General features: G+C 59.1%; 20 protein-coding genes. 17 read left to right on the top strand and 3 right to left on the bottom strand.

The window, feature by feature from the left end:
- Positions 1 to 109: 109 nt before the first annotated feature.
- Positions 110 to 613, top strand: a complete 504-nt coding sequence (locus H598_RS0113870) for a GNAT family N-acetyltransferase (RefSeq protein WP_028113537.1) — start codon at positions 110 to 112, stop codon at positions 611 to 613.
- A gap of 9 nt (positions 614 to 622) precedes the next feature.
- Here the strand turns inward: H598_RS0113870 and punR are convergent, their stop codons facing one another.
- Positions 623 to 1,522 carry a DNA-binding transcriptional activator PunR gene (gene punR / locus H598_RS0113865; RefSeq protein ID WP_028113536.1) on the bottom strand — a complete coding sequence of 300 codons (900 nt, stop codon included), beginning with the start codon at positions 1,520 to 1,522 and terminating at the stop codon, positions 623 to 625.
- Positions 1,523 to 1,663: 141 nt separating this feature from the next.
- Between punR and punC the strand changes: the two genes are divergently transcribed.
- Positions 1,664 to 2,866, top strand: a complete 1,203-nt coding sequence (punC, locus tag H598_RS0113860) for a purine nucleoside transporter PunC (protein WP_245595600.1) — start codon at positions 1,664 to 1,666, stop codon at positions 2,864 to 2,866.
- 309 nt (positions 2,867 to 3,175) lie between these two features.
- Here the strand turns inward: punC and H598_RS0113855 are convergent, their stop codons facing one another.
- Positions 3,176 to 4,114 (bottom strand): alpha/beta hydrolase, encoded by a 939-nt coding sequence (locus H598_RS0113855; protein WP_028113534.1) that lies wholly within the window; start codon positions 4,112 to 4,114, stop codon positions 3,176 to 3,178.
- A 51-nt stretch (positions 4,115 to 4,165) separates the two neighbouring features.
- Complete coding sequence (locus tag H598_RS0113850) at positions 4,166 to 4,627, bottom strand: 4'-phosphopantetheinyl transferase family protein (protein ID WP_156897054.1); 462 nt, start codon at positions 4,625 to 4,627, stop codon at positions 4,166 to 4,168.
- 228 nt (positions 4,628 to 4,855) lie between these two features.
- Here H598_RS0113850 and H598_RS25650 point away from each other — a divergent pair, with 228 nt between their 5' ends.
- From H598_RS25650 to H598_RS0113775, 15 genes are read left to right on the top strand one after another with little or no spacing between them, the layout of a single operon-like run.
- Positions 4,856 to 5,563 (top strand): beta-ketoacyl synthase chain length factor, encoded by a 708-nt coding sequence (locus H598_RS25650; RefSeq protein ID WP_084144473.1) that lies wholly within the window; start codon positions 4,856 to 4,858, stop codon positions 5,561 to 5,563.
- Complete coding sequence (locus H598_RS0113840) at positions 5,560 to 6,327, top strand: lysophospholipid acyltransferase family protein (RefSeq protein ID WP_028113532.1); 768 nt, start codon at positions 5,560 to 5,562, stop codon at positions 6,325 to 6,327. Before H598_RS25650 ends, H598_RS0113840 begins: the two co-directional genes overlap by 4 nt.
- Positions 6,324 to 6,596, top strand: a complete 273-nt coding sequence (locus H598_RS0113835) for a phosphopantetheine-binding protein (protein ID WP_028113531.1) — start codon at positions 6,324 to 6,326, stop codon at positions 6,594 to 6,596. Before H598_RS0113840 ends, H598_RS0113835 begins: the two co-directional genes overlap by 4 nt.
- Positions 6,593 to 6,841 (top strand): acyl carrier protein, encoded by a 249-nt coding sequence (locus H598_RS0113830; protein ID WP_028113530.1) that lies wholly within the window; start codon positions 6,593 to 6,595, stop codon positions 6,839 to 6,841. Before H598_RS0113835 ends, H598_RS0113830 begins: the two co-directional genes overlap by 4 nt.
- A complete protein-coding gene (locus H598_RS0113825) occupies positions 6,841 to 7,380 on the top strand; it encodes a COG4648 family protein (protein ID WP_028113529.1) in 540 nt (179 codons plus the stop codon). Before H598_RS0113830 ends, H598_RS0113825 begins: the two co-directional genes overlap by 1 nt.
- On the top strand, positions 7,377 to 8,687 hold the full coding sequence (locus H598_RS24400) for an AMP-binding protein (protein WP_051252729.1): 1,311 nt from the start codon (positions 7,377 to 7,379) through the stop codon (positions 8,685 to 8,687). Before H598_RS0113825 ends, H598_RS24400 begins: the two co-directional genes overlap by 4 nt.
- A complete protein-coding gene (locus H598_RS0113815) occupies positions 8,671 to 9,027 on the top strand; it encodes an ApeI family dehydratase (RefSeq protein WP_028113528.1) in 357 nt (118 codons plus the stop codon). Before H598_RS24400 ends, H598_RS0113815 begins: the two co-directional genes overlap by 17 nt.
- Positions 9,024 to 10,703, top strand: a complete 1,680-nt coding sequence (locus H598_RS0113810) for a glycosyltransferase family 2 protein (RefSeq protein ID WP_028113527.1) — start codon at positions 9,024 to 9,026, stop codon at positions 10,701 to 10,703. Before H598_RS0113815 ends, H598_RS0113810 begins: the two co-directional genes overlap by 4 nt.
- A 3-nt stretch (positions 10,704 to 10,706) precedes the next feature.
- Positions 10,707 to 12,269: an HAL/PAL/TAL family ammonia-lyase gene (locus H598_RS0113805; RefSeq protein WP_035415936.1), complete on the top strand. Its 1,563-nt coding sequence runs from the start codon at positions 10,707 to 10,709 to the stop codon at positions 12,267 to 12,269.
- Positions 12,260 to 12,682 carry an acyl-CoA thioesterase gene (locus H598_RS0113800; RefSeq protein WP_028113525.1) on the top strand — a complete coding sequence of 141 codons (423 nt, stop codon included), beginning with the start codon at positions 12,260 to 12,262 and terminating at the stop codon, positions 12,680 to 12,682. Before H598_RS0113805 ends, H598_RS0113800 begins: the two co-directional genes overlap by 10 nt.
- Positions 12,667 to 13,236, top strand: a complete 570-nt coding sequence (locus H598_RS0113795) for an outer membrane lipoprotein carrier protein LolA (RefSeq protein ID WP_028113524.1) — start codon at positions 12,667 to 12,669, stop codon at positions 13,234 to 13,236. Before H598_RS0113800 ends, H598_RS0113795 begins: the two co-directional genes overlap by 16 nt.
- Positions 13,223 to 15,538, top strand: coding sequence for an MMPL family transporter (locus H598_RS0113790; protein WP_156897053.1), 2,316 nt, complete (start codon positions 13,223 to 13,225; stop codon positions 15,536 to 15,538). Before H598_RS0113795 ends, H598_RS0113790 begins: the two co-directional genes overlap by 14 nt.
- The gene (locus H598_RS0113785) at positions 15,535 to 16,764 is read left to right on the top strand and encodes an NAD(P)/FAD-dependent oxidoreductase (RefSeq protein ID WP_035415934.1); all 1,230 of its coding nucleotides are present in this window, start codon (positions 15,535 to 15,537) and stop codon (positions 16,762 to 16,764) included. Before H598_RS0113790 ends, H598_RS0113785 begins: the two co-directional genes overlap by 4 nt.
- Positions 16,764 to 17,330, top strand: a complete 567-nt coding sequence (locus tag H598_RS0113780; RefSeq protein WP_169629282.1) for a DUF3261 domain-containing protein — start codon at positions 16,764 to 16,766, stop codon at positions 17,328 to 17,330. The genes H598_RS0113785 and H598_RS0113780 overlap by 1 nt, the downstream gene beginning before the upstream one ends.
- The gene (locus H598_RS0113775; RefSeq protein WP_035415933.1) at positions 17,327 to 18,514 is read left to right on the top strand and encodes a beta-ketoacyl-ACP synthase; all 1,188 of its coding nucleotides are present in this window, start codon (positions 17,327 to 17,329) and stop codon (positions 18,512 to 18,514) included. Before H598_RS0113780 ends, H598_RS0113775 begins: the two co-directional genes overlap by 4 nt.
- Positions 18,515 to 18,516 lie beyond the last annotated feature (2 nt).

Raw genomic sequence — 18,516 nt, 5'->3', positions numbered from 1 at the left:
ACTGGCGCTGTAAAAGCGAAGGCCAGGCAACGGATAAAACTGTGTAAGTGATTGTTTGCGAGGGCCACTCAGGTACACTTTGGGGAAAATAACATTGGCGAGGTGGGCTATGCAGATACGAGTTGAACACAGGGGCGACAGCGAGGCCATCGGCCGCATTACCTATGAGGCATTTGTCGACCATCCGCATCACCAACCGGGCGAGAAACCGACTGAGCACCTGATCGTGGAAAAGCTGCGCCAGCAGGGGGCGTTGGTGTTGTCCTTGGTGGCAGTGGAGCAGGAACGAGTGGTCGGGCATATCGCCGTGTCGCCGGTGACCATTGATGGTGAGAACCTGGGTTGGGTCGGGTTGGCGCCGGTGTCGGTGACGCCAGACAGCCAGGGCCAGGGTATTGGCTCGGCGCTGGTCAATGAGGCGATTTTGCGGCTTAGCACTCAAGGCGTCAACGGCGTGGTGCTGGTGGGCGATCCGGCCTATTACGGCCGTTTTGGCTTCGTGGCGGAATCGTCGCTGACCTACCCAGGGGTTCCGCCCGAGTACTTTATGGCTCGAAGCCTGAAGGGAAGCGTCCCAACGGGTGAGGTTGCCTATCACCCGGCCTTTGGTTGAGGCGGGTCTTTAACTGAGCCACTCCCGGTTCAGTTGCTCGCTGTCTCCCAGATAGTCCAGGACCCAGGCCAGCAACGCGTTGCTGTCGTCGTTGCGCCAGGCCAGGCAGCAGGCGCTGGGTCGGCGCGGATCCGGCAGCGAGCGTTCCACCAGCAACCCCCGGTTGATAAGGGGGTCGGCATAGTGGCTGGGCATGCAGCCCAGCCCCAGCCCTTCGATGAAACAGGCAATGGCGTTGGGCCAGTCCGGTACCATCAGTCGGCGCTGATTATCCAGTTGCCAGTTACTGCGTTTGGGTAGGGTGCGGGCGCTGTCTTCCAGGCAGATCACCGGGTAGCGCTCCAGCTGCTGATGGGTCAACACCGCCTCTTGGGCGCACGGGTGGTGGGGGGCCATGACAAAGCGCCAGTGTAACTCTCCCATGTCCCGAAAACCAAAGTCGCCGCCGACTGGAATGGCCGACGTGGCACCAATGGCGATGTCGGCTCGACCGTCTGCCAGAGCATCCCATACGCCGTTAAACACTTCCATGCTGATCACCAGTTCCGCATCGTCAAATTGACGGTAGAAATCGCGCACCAGCGCGGTGATTCGCAGCGGCTTGACCACATTATCCAGCGCCAGCCGAAGCGTATGTTGCCAGCCATTGGCGACTCGCTGAGTCTGTTGCCGAAGCTCCTCCATCTGCCTCAGCATCACGCGGGCTTCTGCCATGAAGTGATGGCCCGCCTCCGTGAGCTCGACTCGACGGGGAAGCCGCTGAAACAGGGTGACGCCAAGGTCCTGCTCAACCTGCTTGACGTTATAACTGATGGCGGACGGCACTTTGTGCAACTGCTGGGCGGCCTGGGTAAAGCTCCCTAGCCGGGCGACGGTGTCCAGCATCACCAAGGTGTGTTTGGAAAACATACGATTCAAATTTTTTGAACGATAGTGGTGGATTATATCGTTTAATTTTCTTCATTACGAACTCTACAATCGCAGCCCTTGATATGTATGGGGTAGGCGCCGCCCCATTGATTAATAATTTTGATTGGAAATGTTATGAAGATGGCTCGATTGGAAATGATATACCTGGCAGCCTTGTCGATGCTGGGATTTGTGGCCACCGATATGTACCTGCCTGCCTTTGAGCGGATGCAGGATTATTTTGGTAGCGGCGCCGAAGCGGTGGCACTGAGCCTGTCGGTGTTTCTGGCCGGACTGGCGTTGGGGCAGTTGCTGTGGGGCGTGATCTCCGACCGCTTCGGTCGCCGCAATGCCTTGTTGTTGGGCTTAGGTCTGTTTGTGCTGTCGTCGCTGGCGGTTCTGGTGGTGGACAGCATCTGGCAACTGCTGTTGCTGCGGGCGTTACAGGCCTTGGGCGTGTCGGCGGCAGCGGTGATCTGGCAGGCGATGGTGATCGCGGAGAAAAGCGAGTCCGATGCCCAGCGGTTGTTTGCCACCATCATGCCACTGGTGGCGCTGACACCGGCATTGGCACCCCAACTTGGTGTGGTGCTGATGCATAGCTTTGATTGGCAAGCCATTTTTGTTGCCCTGGCGGTTATGGGGGCGCTCTGTTTTGGCGTAACTTTGATGCGCCCTGCGGATCGGCCTCAGCCGGTCAGCACCGGCATCGCCGCCGATTTCGGTTTGCTGCTGCGCCGGCCTAATTATTTGGGAAATGTGCTGATCTACAGTGCTGGATCGGCGGCTTTCTTTGCGTTTCTGACCGGCCTGCCTAAGGTGATGACTTCCCTGGGCTACGGTGCCGGTGACATTGCCGGGGTATTCATTCCCCAGACACTGGCCTTTATGGCCGGCGGTTATCTGGGCAAGCGGGCGGTCGAGAAGTGTGGTGATGCCTGGGTACTGAAACAGCTGCTGTTGGTGTTTGCTCTGGCGTCGTTGATTCTGCTGGTGGTGTCTCAGCTGTCGATTCCGGTGATCTGGCCTTTGATTGCGCCGTTCTGCTTGCTGGCCGCCGCCAACGGCGCCCTGTACCCCATCGTGGTCAACCGAGCCCTGCGTTGCGCCAAAGAGTGTCCGGCGACCGCCGCAGGGTTACAAAACAGCATTCAAATTAGCATCAGTTTCGCAGCCAGTGCGGCGGTGGCCCTGTTTGCCAGCCGGGCTCTGGAAGCGGTGGGCATCGCCATCGGCCTGAGTTGCATCGGTGTCATGCTGGGTTATGTGATCTCCGAACCCGGCCAGCGACGCCAATGGGTGGCGCCGGATCCGGCTCGCGTGGCCGTGGATGAGCGTGAATAGCCAGCGCGAACCGAGATAAGGCCAGCCCATCGACGCAGATCTGGGCGCGCTTGATACCGGTGGCAGCATCAGGCTCATCTTAAAAGGTGGTGCAATGCCCGCCTCGATGAGGCGGTAGAGTCCCGGATATCACGCGGATCAGTCTGAAAACATGAGAATAGTGTCGTAAGCCAATCATGTTAACCCGAATAAGATGAAAAAAAGCGCGGCTAATGGCTGCGCTTTTTATTTCTTATTTTTGGCAGGATATTTAGGTTGAGCGATACTTTTTAGACTTAATCTGCATATTTAGCATCAGTTCCCGCAGCATTATTTAGCCTGGGAACTACTAAAAGAGTCATTCCCCATCGACGTCGAATTATCCGATGTTGTTCGTGTGGTTTCGCTTGATTTCGATTCGGAGTCGGCGAAAAGATCGGTATTGCCCATATTAAGTCGAAACAGTAATTGCTGTTGATAGCCAGGGTAGTCGTTGGTAAAGCCTCTGGCGTGCTGGCAATTCTCCAGTAACCACCACTGCTTATTGGTATGCAGAGAGTCATAGAGCCCAGTGGCTCGCTGGTAAGGGATGAGGCGGTCGTCGCGGCAGTGGGAGATGATGACCGGCAGTTGCTTGAGTTGGGTGGCGGTATGCACGGGTGACGCGCGGTCATCCACAAACCAGGGAATCAGGTGGCGCCAAAGTCGGCCTCCTGGGTAGTCAGCCACCACATCCCGGGCGAGCAGTGAGTAAAGATCAAACGAGCTGTCCACCAGAAGTTGATTAAAGTGGTTTTCCAGCCCGGTTAAGGCTAACCCCTCCAGGGCGATGGCGCTGCCCATGGAGGTAGCAATGATGGTGATCTCTTTGTGACGGGTCATGGGATTGCGGCTGACAAAGCGCAGCAGCGTTTCGGCATCCTGCGCCAACGCTTCTGAGGTCGCTCGGCCAGTGGAATGGCCATAACCGGAGTAGTCGAACATCAGCACGTCGAACCCGTGCTCGAGCAACCACAGCACCTTTTCTCCGGTTTCACTGAGATTGCCTGCATTGCCATGAAAATGGATCACTAACCGATCGCTGCGAGTGTCGGCAAAGTGGTATTGAAGATGAAGCCGGTTGCCGGACTGCGACGATAGCCAGTGATCCTGGTAGCCTGGATCTTGTGAGGCCAGAAGCGGTGATTCCTGGGTCTTAGGCGAGTAAAAATACAGGTTATTACAACCGCTGAGGAGCAGCAGCAGACAATAAAAAAACAACGTCGGCATGGGTATGGCGCCCTCATCGAAGTGGGATGCGTCCGAGCAGAATTGAATTTTTTACGTTGTTATCAAACTAGTACAGAGAGCTGGTGTCGACAAGTCCGGCGCGGTGATCAAAGCGGCAGACAACTTGGGACGGGGTGACCAGCAGTGGCCACTGGCATTGAGAACGGCAAAGGGGGACGGCGACAACTCGGTGTCCGCAATCAGTTCCTGTAGCGGACGCGGCCCAGCCAGCCCCGCTTTGTAGGCCGCTTCGTACAGGCACCAGCGATGGAAAAACTGTGGCTTGGGCCAGTTCAGGTAGTGGGCCAGTTGTGATTGACGCCGGCGGCCATGGGTTTGCAAATCAATACCCAGGGGGCCGTGGCTGGCCACGGCCAGGGCGACGAAGTGATCGCTGTGACTGATGGACAATTGCCAGGAGTGATCACGAAAGTAGGGTTTGCCATTGATATCTTTTGACCAGCTATCGGGGAATTTTCCGTCAATATTGAGTTGGTTATATAGATTTAACACCGCGACCCGCTGAGCTTGTTTTAATTGCTTTCGATTTGGACTGCCGAAAAATTCCCCGATAATAATTCGCAGCTGTTGATCGTTATATGAAAATAATGAATGAATCTGAGTAGGAAGCGTCATTTCTGGCTCGGTTTGTTTACTCATTCTTGTGTGGGTAGACGAAAAACGATATTGTAGCGCTCGCGTAAATCAGAATAACGACTTTAATCATAATTACAACGAGATATGAAACATACTTTCCCTGTTCTGGGTTGGCAGGGGTGGACATCGACAACCCGGAATTCTGCCAACGAACTGCCCATTTATCCCGGTGCTGATGATGAATCAACTCCGGCATTGCCGTTTGTACCGGCGATGAAGCGTCGTCGCCTGACCCGACTGGCAAAGATGGCGCTGTATGTGGCAGAGCCGCTGAACGGGGAGGAGTCATTGCCGACGGTGTTTGCGTCCCAGCATGGTGAAGTCGGCCAGACCGTTGGCATGCTCGATGGTCTGCTGGCCGGTGAGGCGGTATCGCCAACTCGCTTTAGTCAGTCGGTGCATAACTTTGCCTCTGGCAGTTATGGCATCCATTTTTCCAATACCCAGCCCTCCACCTCCATTGCCGCAGGCAGCGATACTCTGCTGATGGCCCTGATTGAGGGCCAGAGTCAGTTAAGTGCCGACCGCGACGTGTTGGTGGTGTATGTGGATGAACCGGTACCGGACCGATTCCTGACGGCGTCCGAACCGCAACAACCCGCCATGGCCCTGTCGCTGCGCTTGTCACTGTCTGCCTCGATGCGGTTGCAGGCCGAGGTCACCGACGACCCGGCCGATCACCCGCGACTGACCTCGGTGCCCTGGCAAGTGCTGAGACTGCTCAGTGGTGCCGATGGTGGTGCGGTTATGCAACAGGAGCGGCTGCGTTACCGTTGGAGCCTGCTGCGGTGATACGGGCCCTCTATCACGGCTATCGAATACTCGCCACCGGCTTGAGTTTTGCCGTGTTTGGCTTGGGTGGGCTTATCGCCGGCATCGGTCTGTTTCCGCTGCTGTCGCTGCTGCCAGGTGCCCCGGCGCAGAAGCAACGGCGTGCTCAGCGCTGTGTCCATTGGTTGTTTCGTTTCTTCGTGCGGTTTATGGAGTTGCTGTGGGTGACTCGGGTGGTCATAGACCAGCCGCAACGGCTTCAGCAAGCCAAAGGAATGGTGATCATCGCCAACCATCCCTGCTTGCTGGATGTGGTGGTGTTGATTTCGGCGATTCCCCATACCAACTGCATCGTCAAGCAATCGTTATTGCGAAACCCGTTTATGCGATGGGTGATCAAAGCCGCGGGTTATATCGCCAATGATTGTCCGGATGACGTGGTAAGATTGAGCCGGCAGAAGTTGCAGCAGGGCGACAATATTATTGTGTTTCCCGAAGGCACCAGAACCACCCCAGGCGCCCCCATCAAGATGCAGCGAGGCGCTGCCCGAATTGTATTAGGGAGCCGGGCAACGGTATTGCCCATCACCCTGCGTTGTACCCCGACGACCCTGACCAAGGGCACGCCTTGGTATAGGGTCTCGCCATCGAGGTTCGTGATCAGCATGAACGTCGGTGACCCGATCGACTGCCCCGCGGATGAGGGGGCGCCTGAGTCGTTGCAAGTCAGGCGACTGACCCGCGAGATGGAACAAAGATTTAATACGGAGTTAGAAAAAGAATGAACCCATTAATTACCGAGTTAAAGCAGCTGATCATTGACGCGCTGGAGCTGGAAGAGATTACGGTAGATGACATTGAAACCGAAGCCCCGTTGTTTATTGAAGGGCTGGGTCTGGATTCCATCGACGCCCTGGAACTGGGGGTGGCCATCAAGAAACGCTATGGGGTGAAACTGGATCCCAATGCCGAAGACACCCGTTCGCATTTTGCCAGTGTTGAGGCCCTGGCCGGTTTTATTCGCAGCCAAACTGAACAAGGGGAGCAGTCATGAGCCGTCGTGAAGAGCTGTTTGCCGAACTGTCGGCCATTCTGGTCGAAGAGTTTGAAATTGAAGCCGCTGATATCACCGCAGAGGCCAGCCTGTATGAAGACCTGGATCTGGACAGCATCGATGCGGTTGATCTGGTGATCAAGCTGCAGCAAACCACAGGGGTAAAGATTCAGCCTGAGGAGTTTAAGGCCGTTCGCAGTGTCAATGACGTTCTGGATGCACTGGAAAAATTGATTCCCGCCTGATGAAGCCCCTGTTTGCCATCACGGTGACGCTGCTGTTGGTGGCGTACCCGGGATTAGTGTATGTGTCGGTCCAGCAACAATTGGGGCCGACTTTTGCTTTTCTACTATTGGCACTGCTGTTGATCCGTGCCGCCATGGTTCCCCGCTCAAGCCGGGCGATCCCCATGGTGGGCGCAGGCCTGGTTGGTTTGTACCTGCTTACCCGGGATGAAAGGGTGCTGCTGTGGTATCCGGTGCTGGTCAACGGCCTGATGTTGCTTGCCTTTGGCTGGTCGTTGCGGCGCCCACCGTCGATGGTGGAGCAGTTTGCTCGCCTTCGGCACCCGAATCTGCCGGCGCAGGCGCAGCCCTATCTGCGCCGGGTCACCTTGGCCTGGTGCGTGTTTTTTGTGGTCAATGGCAGCATTGCAACGGCCACGGTGATCTACGGGGATATGGAGTGTTGGACACTTTACAACGGCCTGATCTCTTACGGGCTGATGGGGCTGATGGTGGTTGCAGAGTTGCTGATTCGGCCAAAGTACCAGGAGGCGGTATGACCCTGTCGCTGACGGCGCGACTGTTTGCCGATGACTCCGTGGTCTGTCGCGGCGCCGAGGACGGCCAGATCCTGCTGAGCGATGTGCGCCGGCAGGTGGCCAGGGTGCAGGCCAGTCTCGGCACCGAGCCTCCGGCGTCGGTGCTGCTGTTCAGCGACAATGCCCAGACTTTCCTGATCCGCCTATTGGCGCTGTTGGGGCTGGGCGTTGAGGTGATACTGCCTGCCAACGGCCAGGCATCGACCTTGCAGCGCTTGGAGGACCACCACCAGTTGCAGATGGACGACCACTGGCAGGCCGCAGACTGCGACTTCGAGGAGGTCGTATGGCGCCCTGGCGGGCGCTTGCGCTTGTTTACTTCCGGCAGCAGCGGTGAAGCCAAAGCGGTGGACAAGTCCCTGTCGCAGCTGGAAGCCGAAATCAATGAGCTGGAGCAACAGTTCGGTGAGGCCTTGGCGCGATCGACGATGGTGGCCAGTGTGTCCCATCAGCACATCTACGGATTGCTGTTTCGGCTGTTGTGGCCATTTTGCGCCGGGCGTCCCTTTGTTATTGAGACCCTGCTGTACCCGGAAACGCTGACTGCGGCGCTGGCCCACCACGCCCCTGCCGCCCTGGTCGCCAGCCCGTCACTGCTGCAACATTGGCAGTTGCAGGAGGGGGTGGCGCCGGTGATGGCGTTCAGTTCTGGCGGCCCCCTGCGTCGCGATGCGGCGCTGGAGCGCTGCCGGCACTGGCAACAAGGGGTGGTGGAGATCTATGGCAGCACCGAAACCGGCGGCATTGCCCATCGCCGGGCCAGCGAACAGCATCCGGACCCGCTGTGGCAGCCGTTTGACTGTGTCCAGGTCAAGAGTGAGCAGCAACGGTTGTGGATTCGTTCCCCCTACCTCGACGGTGATCGCTGGTATCGCACCGACGACCGGGTTAGCCTCAGTGCCGACGGGATGCAGCTGCTTGGGCGTGCCGATCGCACCGTCAAAATCGCCGAAAAGCGGGTCTGCCTGGTGAGCATGGAAAAGGAGCTTGAGCGCCATCCATGGGTCGCCCAGGTGGCCTTGGTGTTGCTGCCCTCGGCGCGTGCGCAAATTGGCGCTGTGGTGCAGTTAACCGAGGCCGGCCTGGTGGCCCGTGCCAATCTCGGTGGCAGGCAGTTGGCACTTTGCTGGAAAGATCACCTGCTTGGGCATTTTGAACGGGTGACTTTGCCCAGACGCTGGCGCTATCCTGAGCGCCTGCCATTTAACCATCAAGGTAAGCTGACGAGGGCGGCTTTGCTGGAGTTATTCCATGATGACCAAGATTGACCCTGTGTGGCTGCAACAGCGCCAGGTCGACGGTGTGACGCGATTCACGCTGATGATTCCTGAAGACCTGGATTATTTTAACGGCCACTTTAATGGTGCGCCGGTATTGCCAGGGGTGGTTCAGTTGCAGTGGGCCATCACTCAGGCTCAGGCCTGCTACGGCATGCCTGAGCGCTGTGCCCGACTCGAGGTGGTGAAGTTTCAGCAGCTTCAGCGACCCGGGCAACAGCTGACCCTGGAGTTGGAACGGCTCGACGAGGGTCGGGTGCGGTTTGCTTTCTTCTGCACGGAAAAGCGTTATTCCAGTGGTCGGATCGTGTTTGAGCCGGAGTCGGTATGACCGCCTGCTTGCTGATTCCTCACTACAACCATGGCCAGCAGTTGGCGCCGGTGCTTGAACGGCTTGCGGCCATGGCGTTGCCCTGTGTGGTGGTGGACGATGGCTCCAGTGCCGAAGAGCTGGCGGCGGTAGAGGCGCTGGCCGCGCGTCACGACTGGGTGACTCTGGTTCGGCGTCCGGTCAACGGCGGTAAAGGGGCGGCGGTGAAGACCGGCATCCTGTGGGCGCGTCAGCAGGGATTCAGCCATGCGGTTCAAGTCGATGCCGATGGTCAGCATGATCTCGATGATCTGCCGCAGTTGTTGTCATTGTCGAAACGGCAGCCCGACGCCGTGGTTACCGGCATTCCCCGCTACGACGAGTCGGTGCCCCGGCACCGCTACCTGGCGCGCTACCTGACCCATGTCTGGGTATGGGTGGAAACCCTGAGTCTGGAACTGAAAGACACCATGTGCGGTTTTCGGGTCTACCCGGTTGCCGCGGTGGCTAACGTCATCGAACAGCAGCGGGTCGGTGACCGCATGGACTTCGACCCGGAGATACTGGTGCGATTGTTCTGGCAGGGGACGCCGATCATCCAGCAGCCAACGTCGGTGATCTACCCCGAACAGGGACGGTCTCATTTTCGAGCCCTGGAAGACAACTGGCTAATCAGTTGCATGCACACCCGTCTGGTCTTTGGCATGTTGTGGCGTCTGCCGTCACTGCTGTTCAGAAAGCGCCGTCGTAAGCACTGGAGCTCGGTGTCAGAGCGCGGTGCCATGTGGGGACTGAAAACCCTGCTGTGGCTCTACCGCCATGGTGGCCGCTGGCTTTGCCGGGCGGTGCTGCCGTTCATCATCGGCTATTTCTTTGTGACCGGCACAGAGGCCAGACAGGCATCCAAAGCCTACCTGACCCGGGCCAACGCGGCCCGTGAGGCCCAGGGCTTGCCGAGCATCGGCTCGGGCAACTGGGCCAGTTACCGCCACTTCCTGACATTTGGGCAGGCTGCCTTGACCAAACTGGATGCCTGGAGTGGCAAACTGAATGTCGGCCCGGCCCAGTTCCCCAACCGGCAGTTGATGGTCGATCTGTTTGAGCGGGGGCAGGGAGCGATGATCCTGACCGCGCATTTTGGCAATATAGAGATTTTCAGGGCCGCCGCTGAGTCCGAGTTTCGCAAGCGCATCAATGTACTGGCCCTGACCCGCCATGCGGCGAAGTTCAATGCCATATTGGCTGAATTGAACCCTCGATCTCAGGTCGAGTTGCTGCAGGTGGATGAGCTGGGACCGGAAACCGCCATTGTCCTGCAGGAGCGGGTGGCGGCTGGCGAACTGGTGATCATTGCCGGTGACCGCACTTCGGCCACCAATTTCGGTCGGGTGCATTACAGCGATTTTCTCGGTCAAGCGGCGGCTTTTTCCATCGGTCCTTACGTGTTGGCGTCGGTGCTCGATTGCCCGCTGTATCTAATGCTGGGCTTACCCGGCGATCCGACCCCGGAGCTGCACTTTGAAAAACTGGCGGCTCCCCTCAGCGGGCCGCGCAAAACCCGCCAGCAGCGTATTGGCGAATGCATCGACCATTATGCCCGTAAGCTGGAGCAACAGGTGATACGACACCCGTTGCACTGGTTCAACTTTTATGATTTTTGGCTGCGTGATGATGGCCAGTTAGTAGATAAGGAATAACAGATGGAATCGCAGTTAAGCCAACTGTCCCAGTCCGCCCCGATTGAATTTGGTGCGGGCCCGTTGACCATCAATCAGGTTAACGCCATCGCTGCAGGAGCCCGGGTCAGTCTCAGCGACAGTCCCGAGGTGCGGCAACGGTTGCAGCGCAGTGCCGATCTGCTTGACACCCTGTTGCAGCAAGATGGTGAGATCTACGGGGTCACCACAGGCTATGGCGACTCCTGCACGGTTACCATCCCAGACGAACTGGTTCAGGAGTTGCCGCTGCACCTGACCCGCTTCCATGGTTGTGGCATGGGGCGCTGTTTCGATGAGACTCAGGGCCGAGCGATTCTGGCTGCGCGTCTGGCTTCCTTGTGCATCGGTCGTTCCGGCGTCAGCATTGCGCTGCTGGAACGGATGGTGGAGATGCTCAATCAGGGCGTGATTCCGCGCATTCCCGAAGAGGGGTCGGTCGGCGCCAGTGGCGATCTGACGCCATTGTCCTACATCGCCGCGGCGCTGGTTGGCGAACGAGAGGTCTATTACCAGGGCCAGGTTCGAGAGACTCAGGATGTCTACGCCGAACTGGGATGGCAACCTCTGGTACTCCGACCCAAAGAGGGGCTGGCATTGATGAATGGCACCGCGGTGATGACGGCGGTGGCCTGCGAAGCCTATTCCCGCGCCGACTACCTGGCCCGTCTTTGCGCCCGGTTGACCGCCCTGTGCTCTCTGGCCCTGAAGGGCAACCCTTACCATTTCGACCCGCTGCTGTTTGAAGCCAAACCGCATCCCGGTCAGGCTCAGGTTGCCGATTGGATCTATCAGGATCTCGGGGGCAATGACGGTAATCCCAACCCGCCGCGCTTGCAGGACCGTTATTCGCTGCGCTGTGCCCCTCATGTTATCGGCGTGTTGGCCGATGCACTGCCGTTTTTCCGTCAGACCATCGAGACCGAACTCAACAGCGCCAACGACAACCCCATTATCGATGGCGACGCCGGCCGTATCCTTCATGGCGGCCACTTCTATGGCGGGCACATCGCCTTCGCCATGGACAGCCTCAAAAATGCGGTGGCCAACCTGGCTGACTTGATGGACAGGCAGCTTGCGCACCTGGTCGACACCAAGTTTAACAACGGTCTGCCGAGAAACCTGTCGGCGTCGACCGGAGAGCGTGCGGCGATCAACCACGGATTCAAGGCGGTTCAGATTGGGGCCTCGGCCTGGACCGCCGAAGCGCTGAAACAGACCATGCCCGCGTCGGTCTTCAGCCGCTCCACCGAGTGTCATAACCAGGACAAGGTCAGCATGGGAACCATCTCTGCCCGCGATGCATTGCGGGTGCTGACCCTGACCGAGCAGGTGGCGGCGGCGTTGTTACTGGCGTCCTATCAGGCTCTGACCTTGAGACAACGCCAGGAGGGCGGCCTTCCCCTGACGACCGGCATCGCCGAATTGACCACTCAGGTGGCGTCCGAGTTCGACCTGGTGATCGAAGACCGGCCGCTGGAGCAATCGTTGCGCCAGACAATGGCGGACATTCAGCGACGTCGTTGGGAGGTACCACAATGGCCGTAATCGTCTCTGCCAGAGTCGAGGTAAAGGTGCCGTTTCACGATTGCGATCCCATGGGCATTACCTGGCATGGCAACTATCTGCGCTACTTTGAGTTGGCACGGTGTGAGTTGCTGGACAAGCTGGATTACAACTATCGACAGATGGAAGCGTCCGGCTACCGTTGGCCGATCATCGACGTTAAGATTCGTTACCCACAGCCGACCGAATTTGAGCAACAGCTGCACGTTTACGCCGAGCTTATCGAGTGGGAACAGCGGCTGCGGATTCGTTATCGGGTATGCGATGCCGCCAGCGGCCGCCGTCTGGTCAAAGGCGAGACGGTTCAGGTCGCAGTCAGCGGCGCCACTGGCGAGATGTGCCTGGCGTCGCCGCCGGTATTGAAACAGAGGTTGTTGCCATGGCTCGATGCCTAATCCTGCTGCTCACCGCGCTGGCGTTTTCCTGTCAGGCCCTGGACCTGACGATCCTGGCGCAGGCGCTGGGGCAACCTGAGCCGGTGCGGGGCAGTTTCAGCCAGAGTAAAACCCTGCCGTTTTTGAGTGCGCCGATGCTTAGTGAAGGCGAGTACCTGATCGCGCCGGATCACGGCGTGGTGTGGAAACAGCACACGCCCTGGCCTCAGACCATGGTAATCAGTCAGGGCGAGCTGGTGTTGGATGGTGAGCGCCTGCAGCAGCCGGGAATGGCGTCAATGCTGCCGGTGATGACCGCCCTGATGCGGGGCGATATCGATGCCCTGGCGCGCCATTTTGAGATGCACGCCAGCGGCGATCTGGACGCCTGGCAACTGCACCTGACCCCGACGGACAGCCTGTTATCCACCTTGTTCCGGCAGATTGAACTGACCGGCGAACATCAGGCCATCGGCACCTTGACCCTGACGGATTCTGCTGGCCAGCCAACGGTGATCCGGTTCGGCGATCGCCAGGATGGGCCCCTGCTGGAGAGCGAGCTTGCCCAATTCTGATTCGGTTCGCCGCTGGACACCGGCGCAAGGGATAGCTGGCTGGTTGGCAGTGTTGCTGTTGTTGCTGCTGGTTACCGCCGTTCGGTTGGGGTTTTCCTGGCCGGCCATGAGTACTGACATCACCACGTTGCTGCCCTCGGATCAGGATGAGGCGGCCTCGGAAGTGGTGAATCGGTTTGCCAGTGTCGGCGGACAGACGTTCTTTCTGTTGCTGGATGCCCCGGACAGTGACATGGCTGCGGCCATGGCGGACAGCCTCGGCCAACGACTGAGCCACAGTGGTGCGGTGTTGCAATCGGCGTCCGAGTCCGGAATGGCATCGTTGGGGCAGTTTCTTTATCCCTACCGGTTTGGATTGTTGACGGCGGACCAGCAGCGAGAGCTGCAACAACAGGAACCACAACAGTGGCTTAGCCGCCTGTATCGCGCCTTGTCGACGCCGGGAGTGACCCCGGCCGCCGGCTTGATTGCGGGCGACCCTTTGCTGCTGTTCCCCGACTACCTGCAATCCCTGGCACAGGGGGTTGAGGGTTGGCAGCCCGAGGCGCGGGGGTTGAGCCGCAGTTGGAAGCAGCGACAACTGCTGCTGACTCAATGGCAACTGCAGCAGTCCGCGTTTGAACCCGGGGCACAGCAGCGGTTACTGCAGGCCATCGAGGGTGAGGCCGAACAGTGGCCCGAGGTGACTCTGACTCGGGCGGGGGTGGTGTTTCACGCCGCCGAAGCCACGACTCAGGCCAAGCGGGAGATGACCTGGCTTGGCTCCGCTTCGCTGCTGTTGGTGGTGCTGTTTACCCTGGTGGTATTCCGGCGCCTGGCACCGCTGGGTTGGCTGTTGCTGGTCATTGGCAGTGCCCTGCTGGTGGGGGCTTCGGCCTGTTTGCTGGTGCTGGGGCAACTTCATGCCATTACCTTGGTGTTTGGTACCACCTTGGTGGGCGTGGCGGTGGACTATACCTTGCACCTCAGTTGCCAGCCTGGTGACAGTGCCCGCCGGTCGGCTCGTGCCCTGAGGTTGCCGATGCTGCTGGCGCTGCTGAGTTCCTGCCTGGCGTATCTGGTGATGATTTTTATGCCGTTTCCCGGGCTTAAGCAGATGGCGGTGTTTTCCATTGCCGGATTGCTGTGGGCGTTCTTGACCGTGCAGTGGATGCCAGTCATGGGGTTTATCAAGCCTTCGGCCGATCCTTACTGTGTCAGAGTCGCCGCTCGCGGGTCACAGCTGGGCGCTCGCTTAACCCGTTCGCCCTGGCTGTGGTTGTTGCTCACACTGGTGACCCTGTTCGGCTTAGGGCGCTTGAGCTTCGACGATGACGTGCGTCATTTCCAGCAGAGCTCGGAATCGCTGCTGCAACAGCAGCGTCACCTGAATCAGTTGTTGCCACTGCCGGAGCAGCACCGAATGTTGTTGCTGAGCGCCGACAGTGAGCAGCACTTGTTGCAACTGGAAGAGTCGTTGCGAGCGCCGCTACAGGCCTTGATCGCCTCGCAGCAGTTGCAGGGCGCATCGTTGCTGACCGATACCCTGCCATCGCTGGCCCGGCAACAGGCCAGCCGTCAGGTGCTGGCCCGGGCTTACGCTTCACCGTCACTGGCCCAGGGGCTGCAGCAACTCGGTTTCGCGGCCGGGTTCATGCCGGGCCTGAGTCAGCAATTGGCCGAGGCGCCGGTGCTGACGCCGGCGCAATGGCTGGCCCAGCCTGGAAACTCGCCGCTGAAACTGCAGTGGCTGGGCGAAGGCCCGTCGGGGTGGCGCAGCGTGGTGCTGCTGACCGGAGTGCAGAATGTGGCACCGCTTAAGGCGCTGGCGCAGAGGGAGGGCGTTCGTTACCTGGATCGCGTTGAAGATCTCGGGCGGGTCATGGCCCATTATCGACTGGCTTTGATGGCGATCACCCTGCTGATTCTGGTTATGGCGCTGCTGCTGATCTCTCGTGTGCATCCATGGAAACTGGCGCTGTTGGTGGTGTTACCACCGGTGGCGGCCATGCTGCTGGTGGCGGCCGTTTGGGGGCTGGCCGGCATCCCCATGACTCTGTTTCATATGCTGGGATTGTTATTGATGCTGGGCATTGCATTGGATCAGACTCTGTTCCTGGCTTCGACCCCGAAATCGGAGTGGGGGCATTGCAGCCTGGCTATCTTGCTCAGTGTGCTGTCGACGGTGGCTGCCTTTGGCATGCTGGGGTTGTCGAGCACCCCGCCTCTGGCTGCCTTTGGCCAGAGCCTGAGTATGGGGTTATTAACGGCAGCGGTGTTGGCACCGGTTGTCGAACGACAAATTAGAAAGGAATCAAAATGACAGAACAAGAAAGCCGCACCGTTGTGATTATCGGGGCTGGTCCCTCCGGTGCGGTCGCCAGTGCCTTGTTGCAGCGCAAGGGCCATCAGGTGTTGGTGCTGGAACGGGCGCATTTTCCGCGTTTTTCCATCGGCGAAAGCCTGTTGCCCCAGTGCATGGAGTACCTGCAGCAGGCTGGGCTTGCCGAGGCGGTGGAGCAGGCGGGATTTCAGTTTAAAAATGGTGCCGCTTTTTGTCGTGGTCAACGTTATGCGGAGTTTGATTTTACCGATAAATTCTCTCCGGGCCCTGGCACCACCTATCAGGTGCAACGGGGCAGGTTTGATCAACTGCTGGCGGACGGGGCCGCCGCTCAGGGCGTGGAGATTCGTTACGGCCACTCACTGACATCGGTGCAGATGCAGGAGCACGGAGCCGTGCTGGAGGTGGAGACCGACGACGGTGGTCATTACCGAATCGATTGTCAGTTTGTGCTGGATGCGTCCGGGTTTGCCCGAGTGTTGCCCAGATTGTTATCACTGGAGTCGCCGTCGGATTTTCCCAACCGCAAGGCGCTGTTTACCCATATCGAAGATCGCGCCCAGGGCGGTTTCGATCGCAACAAAATTCTGATCACCGTCCATCCGGACTATGAAGATGTGTGGTTTTGGCTGATCCCCTTTTCCGATGGCAGGGCGTCGTTAGGAGTGGTGGCATCGGCAGAGTATTTTGACGGGCAGGAGGATCAGGACTGCGCCGAGACGCTGAAGCGCTGGGTTGCCGATACTCCCAGCCTGGCGGCGGTGTTGGCTGATGCCCGTTTCGATCAGCCGGTCAATCAGTTGCAAGGCTATTCAGCCAACGTCAGTCGTCTGGCGGGGCCTCGCTTTGCCCTGCTGGGCAACGCCGGCGAGTTTCTCGATCCGGTGTTTTCCTCCGGCGTCACCATTGCCATGAAATCGGCGGTGCTGGCTGCCGACGTTTTGCATCGGCAACTTCAGGGGCAAGCGGTGGACTGGCAGCAGGAGTACAGCCGCCCGCTTCAGGAGGGGGTGGACACCTTTAAAACCTACGTCAAAGCCTGGTACGACGGCCGCTTTCAGAGCGTGGTGTTCCATGAAAACGCCAACCCTAAGATTCGGCAGATGGTGTGCTCAATCCTGGCTGGTTACGCCTGGGACCGAGATAACCCCTTTGTGAAGGACAGTGCCCGGCGGTTGGCGGCCCTGGTAGAGGTATGCCAGTGATGCGGTGGTTGAGTCTGGTGTTGCTGTTGGCGTTATCCGGGTGTGCGATGCGATTACCGGGCGGCGAGTGTGCCCGCTTGAGTCCGTCGGTGTCTTACTGCCTGTTGCCGGCGGCAACCGACATTGCCCCGACGCGGGTTGTGCAGCGGGTGCAGTTGGCGTTTGACGATCCAACGCTGCCGGCATTGGCGTTGCAGGGCGTGGATGAGCGTCTGCCTGGCCGGCGAGTGCTGGCCGCCACCGGTGGGCTGGGGCAGATCAGTCTGGTGATTCAGTGGAGTGACAACCAGCTTGAGTCCGAGGTTCACGGGTTGCCTGGAGGGTTAGATCCGGCCTGGTTGCTGGCGATGGTGCAACTGTCGGAGCGGCCACTGGCCGAGTTGGCATCGCGCCTGAATGGACCGGCTCAATTAACGTCGCAGTGCGACGGTCTGAATTGCCGCCAACTCAGCAGCGAAGGCGTGCCGCTGGTGACCATCACCGGGCCGGCGGATCAGCGCCGGTTTGAACACCATCTGTACGGGGTTAGCATGACCCTTAGCACCCTGATCCAGGAGTCATTATGAACGGGGTAAAACTGGGGCAACCGGGGGTATTCAGCCCTTTGGGCAAGACTCCCGAGCAGTTGTTGCGGGGAATCCTTGCCGCCGAGGCCGGTGCCATTGCCAGCAGCGACGCCTTCCATCTGAACCGTGCTACCGTCGTGGGGCAGGCCGCTGCCCTAAGCCAGCCGTTGCCGGAATCGCTGGCTCATTGGGATTGTCGCAACAACCGAATGTTGGCCAATTGCTGTGAGCAGATCGATGGCCAGGTTCAGGAGGCCGTCAACCGCTATGGCCGTGATCGGCTGGCGGTGATTCTGGGCACCTCAACGTCGGGCATCGAGGCCTATGAGAACACGTTGTGGGCCGATGATGACCGGGCGCCCGAGGCGCGCAGCTATGACTATCGTAAACAGGAGATGGGGACCTGTGCCCTGTTTGTGGCCGAGCGGTTTAACCTGCCAGGCATTGCCTACACCATTTCAACGGCGTGCTCCTCGGCGGCCAAAGCGCTGGCGGCGGCCGCCAGACTGCTGCAGCAAGGCAAGGTGGACGCGGTGATCTGTGGTGGCAGTGACAGCCTGTGCAGGCTGACCATCAATGGCTTCGATGCCCTGGAGTCTTACTCAAAGGGGCAGGGGGCCCCCCTGACCCAGGGGCGTGATGGCATCAATATCGGCGAGGCGTCGGTATTGTTTGTGATGACTCGGGAAGCCGGTGGTGTGCGCCTGTGCGGCGCGGGTGAGAGCAGCGATGCGCATCATGTGTCGGCCCCCCACCCACAGGGACACGGCGCCGAAGCGGCGATGCGCGCTGCGCTGGCCATGGCACGGATCTCTCCGCAGGCCATCAGCTACATCAACCTTCATGGTACCGGCACGCCGCTCAATGATGCCATGGAGTGCGATGCGGTGTTTCGAATATTTGGTGATCGGGTGCCAGTCAGCAGCACCAAAGGGATGACCGGCCATACACTGGGTGCCGCCGGCGCATTAGAAGCCGCCATGTGCTGGGCGTTGCTCAGTGACAGCAATAGCGAACTCAAACTGCCTCCGCAGCGACTGTGGGGGGAGTGGGACAGTGCCCTGGCTCCGGTGTCGCTGGCCCAGGAATCTCACCGGTTGCCGCGCTCTGGTGCCTATTTGTTGAGCAACTCTTTTGCGTTTGGCGGCAGTAACATCGCCCTGATTTTTTCTTGTGAGAGGTAATT

The sequence above is a fragment of the Ferrimonas kyonanensis DSM 18153 genome, from assembly GCF_000425405.1.
Lineage (GTDB): Bacteria > Pseudomonadota > Gammaproteobacteria > Enterobacterales > Shewanellaceae > Ferrimonas > Ferrimonas kyonanensis.
The sequence above is the reverse complement of the archived record's forward strand: the minus strand, read 5'-3'. Positions and strand labels throughout refer to the sequence as shown.

Excerpts from the sequence above, each read along its gene's own strand:
- H598_RS24400 (WP_051252729.1), top strand. The coding sequence starts at position 7,377 with ATGACCCTGTCGCTGACGGCGCGACTGTTTGCCGATGACTCCGTGGTC.
- H598_RS0113785 (WP_035415934.1), top strand. The coding sequence starts at position 15,535 with ATGACAGAACAAGAAAGCCGCACCGTTGTGATTATCGGGGCTGGTCCC.
- H598_RS0113780 (WP_169629282.1), top strand. The coding sequence starts at position 16,764 with ATGCGGTGGTTGAGTCTGGTGTTGCTGTTGGCGTTATCCGGGTGTGCG.
- H598_RS0113800 (WP_028113525.1), top strand. The coding sequence starts at position 12,260 with ATGGCCGTAATCGTCTCTGCCAGAGTCGAGGTAAAGGTGCCGTTTCAC.
- punR (WP_028113536.1), bottom strand. The coding sequence starts at position 1,522 with ATGTTTTCCAAACACACCTTGGTGATGCTGGACACCGTCGCCCGGCTA.
- H598_RS0113810 (WP_028113527.1), top strand. The coding sequence starts at position 9,024 with ATGACCGCCTGCTTGCTGATTCCTCACTACAACCATGGCCAGCAGTTG.
- H598_RS0113870 (WP_028113537.1), top strand. The coding sequence starts at position 110 with ATGCAGATACGAGTTGAACACAGGGGCGACAGCGAGGCCATCGGCCGC.
- H598_RS25650 (WP_084144473.1), top strand. The coding sequence starts at position 4,856 with ATGAAACATACTTTCCCTGTTCTGGGTTGGCAGGGGTGGACATCGACA.
- H598_RS0113835 (WP_028113531.1), top strand. The coding sequence starts at position 6,324 with ATGAACCCATTAATTACCGAGTTAAAGCAGCTGATCATTGACGCGCTG.
- H598_RS0113830 (WP_028113530.1), top strand. The coding sequence starts at position 6,593 with ATGAGCCGTCGTGAAGAGCTGTTTGCCGAACTGTCGGCCATTCTGGTC.
- H598_RS0113825 (WP_028113529.1), top strand. The coding sequence starts at position 6,841 with ATGAAGCCCCTGTTTGCCATCACGGTGACGCTGCTGTTGGTGGCGTAC.
- H598_RS0113795 (WP_028113524.1), top strand. The coding sequence starts at position 12,667 with ATGGCTCGATGCCTAATCCTGCTGCTCACCGCGCTGGCGTTTTCCTGT.
- H598_RS0113855 (WP_028113534.1), bottom strand. The coding sequence starts at position 4,114 with ATGCCGACGTTGTTTTTTTATTGTCTGCTGCTGCTCCTCAGCGGTTGT.
- H598_RS0113815 (WP_028113528.1), top strand. The coding sequence starts at position 8,671 with ATGATGACCAAGATTGACCCTGTGTGGCTGCAACAGCGCCAGGTCGAC.
- punC (WP_245595600.1), top strand. The coding sequence starts at position 1,664 with ATGGCTCGATTGGAAATGATATACCTGGCAGCCTTGTCGATGCTGGGA.
- H598_RS0113775 (WP_035415933.1), top strand. The coding sequence starts at position 17,327 with ATGAACGGGGTAAAACTGGGGCAACCGGGGGTATTCAGCCCTTTGGGC.
- H598_RS0113805 (WP_035415936.1), top strand. The coding sequence starts at position 10,707 with ATGGAATCGCAGTTAAGCCAACTGTCCCAGTCCGCCCCGATTGAATTT.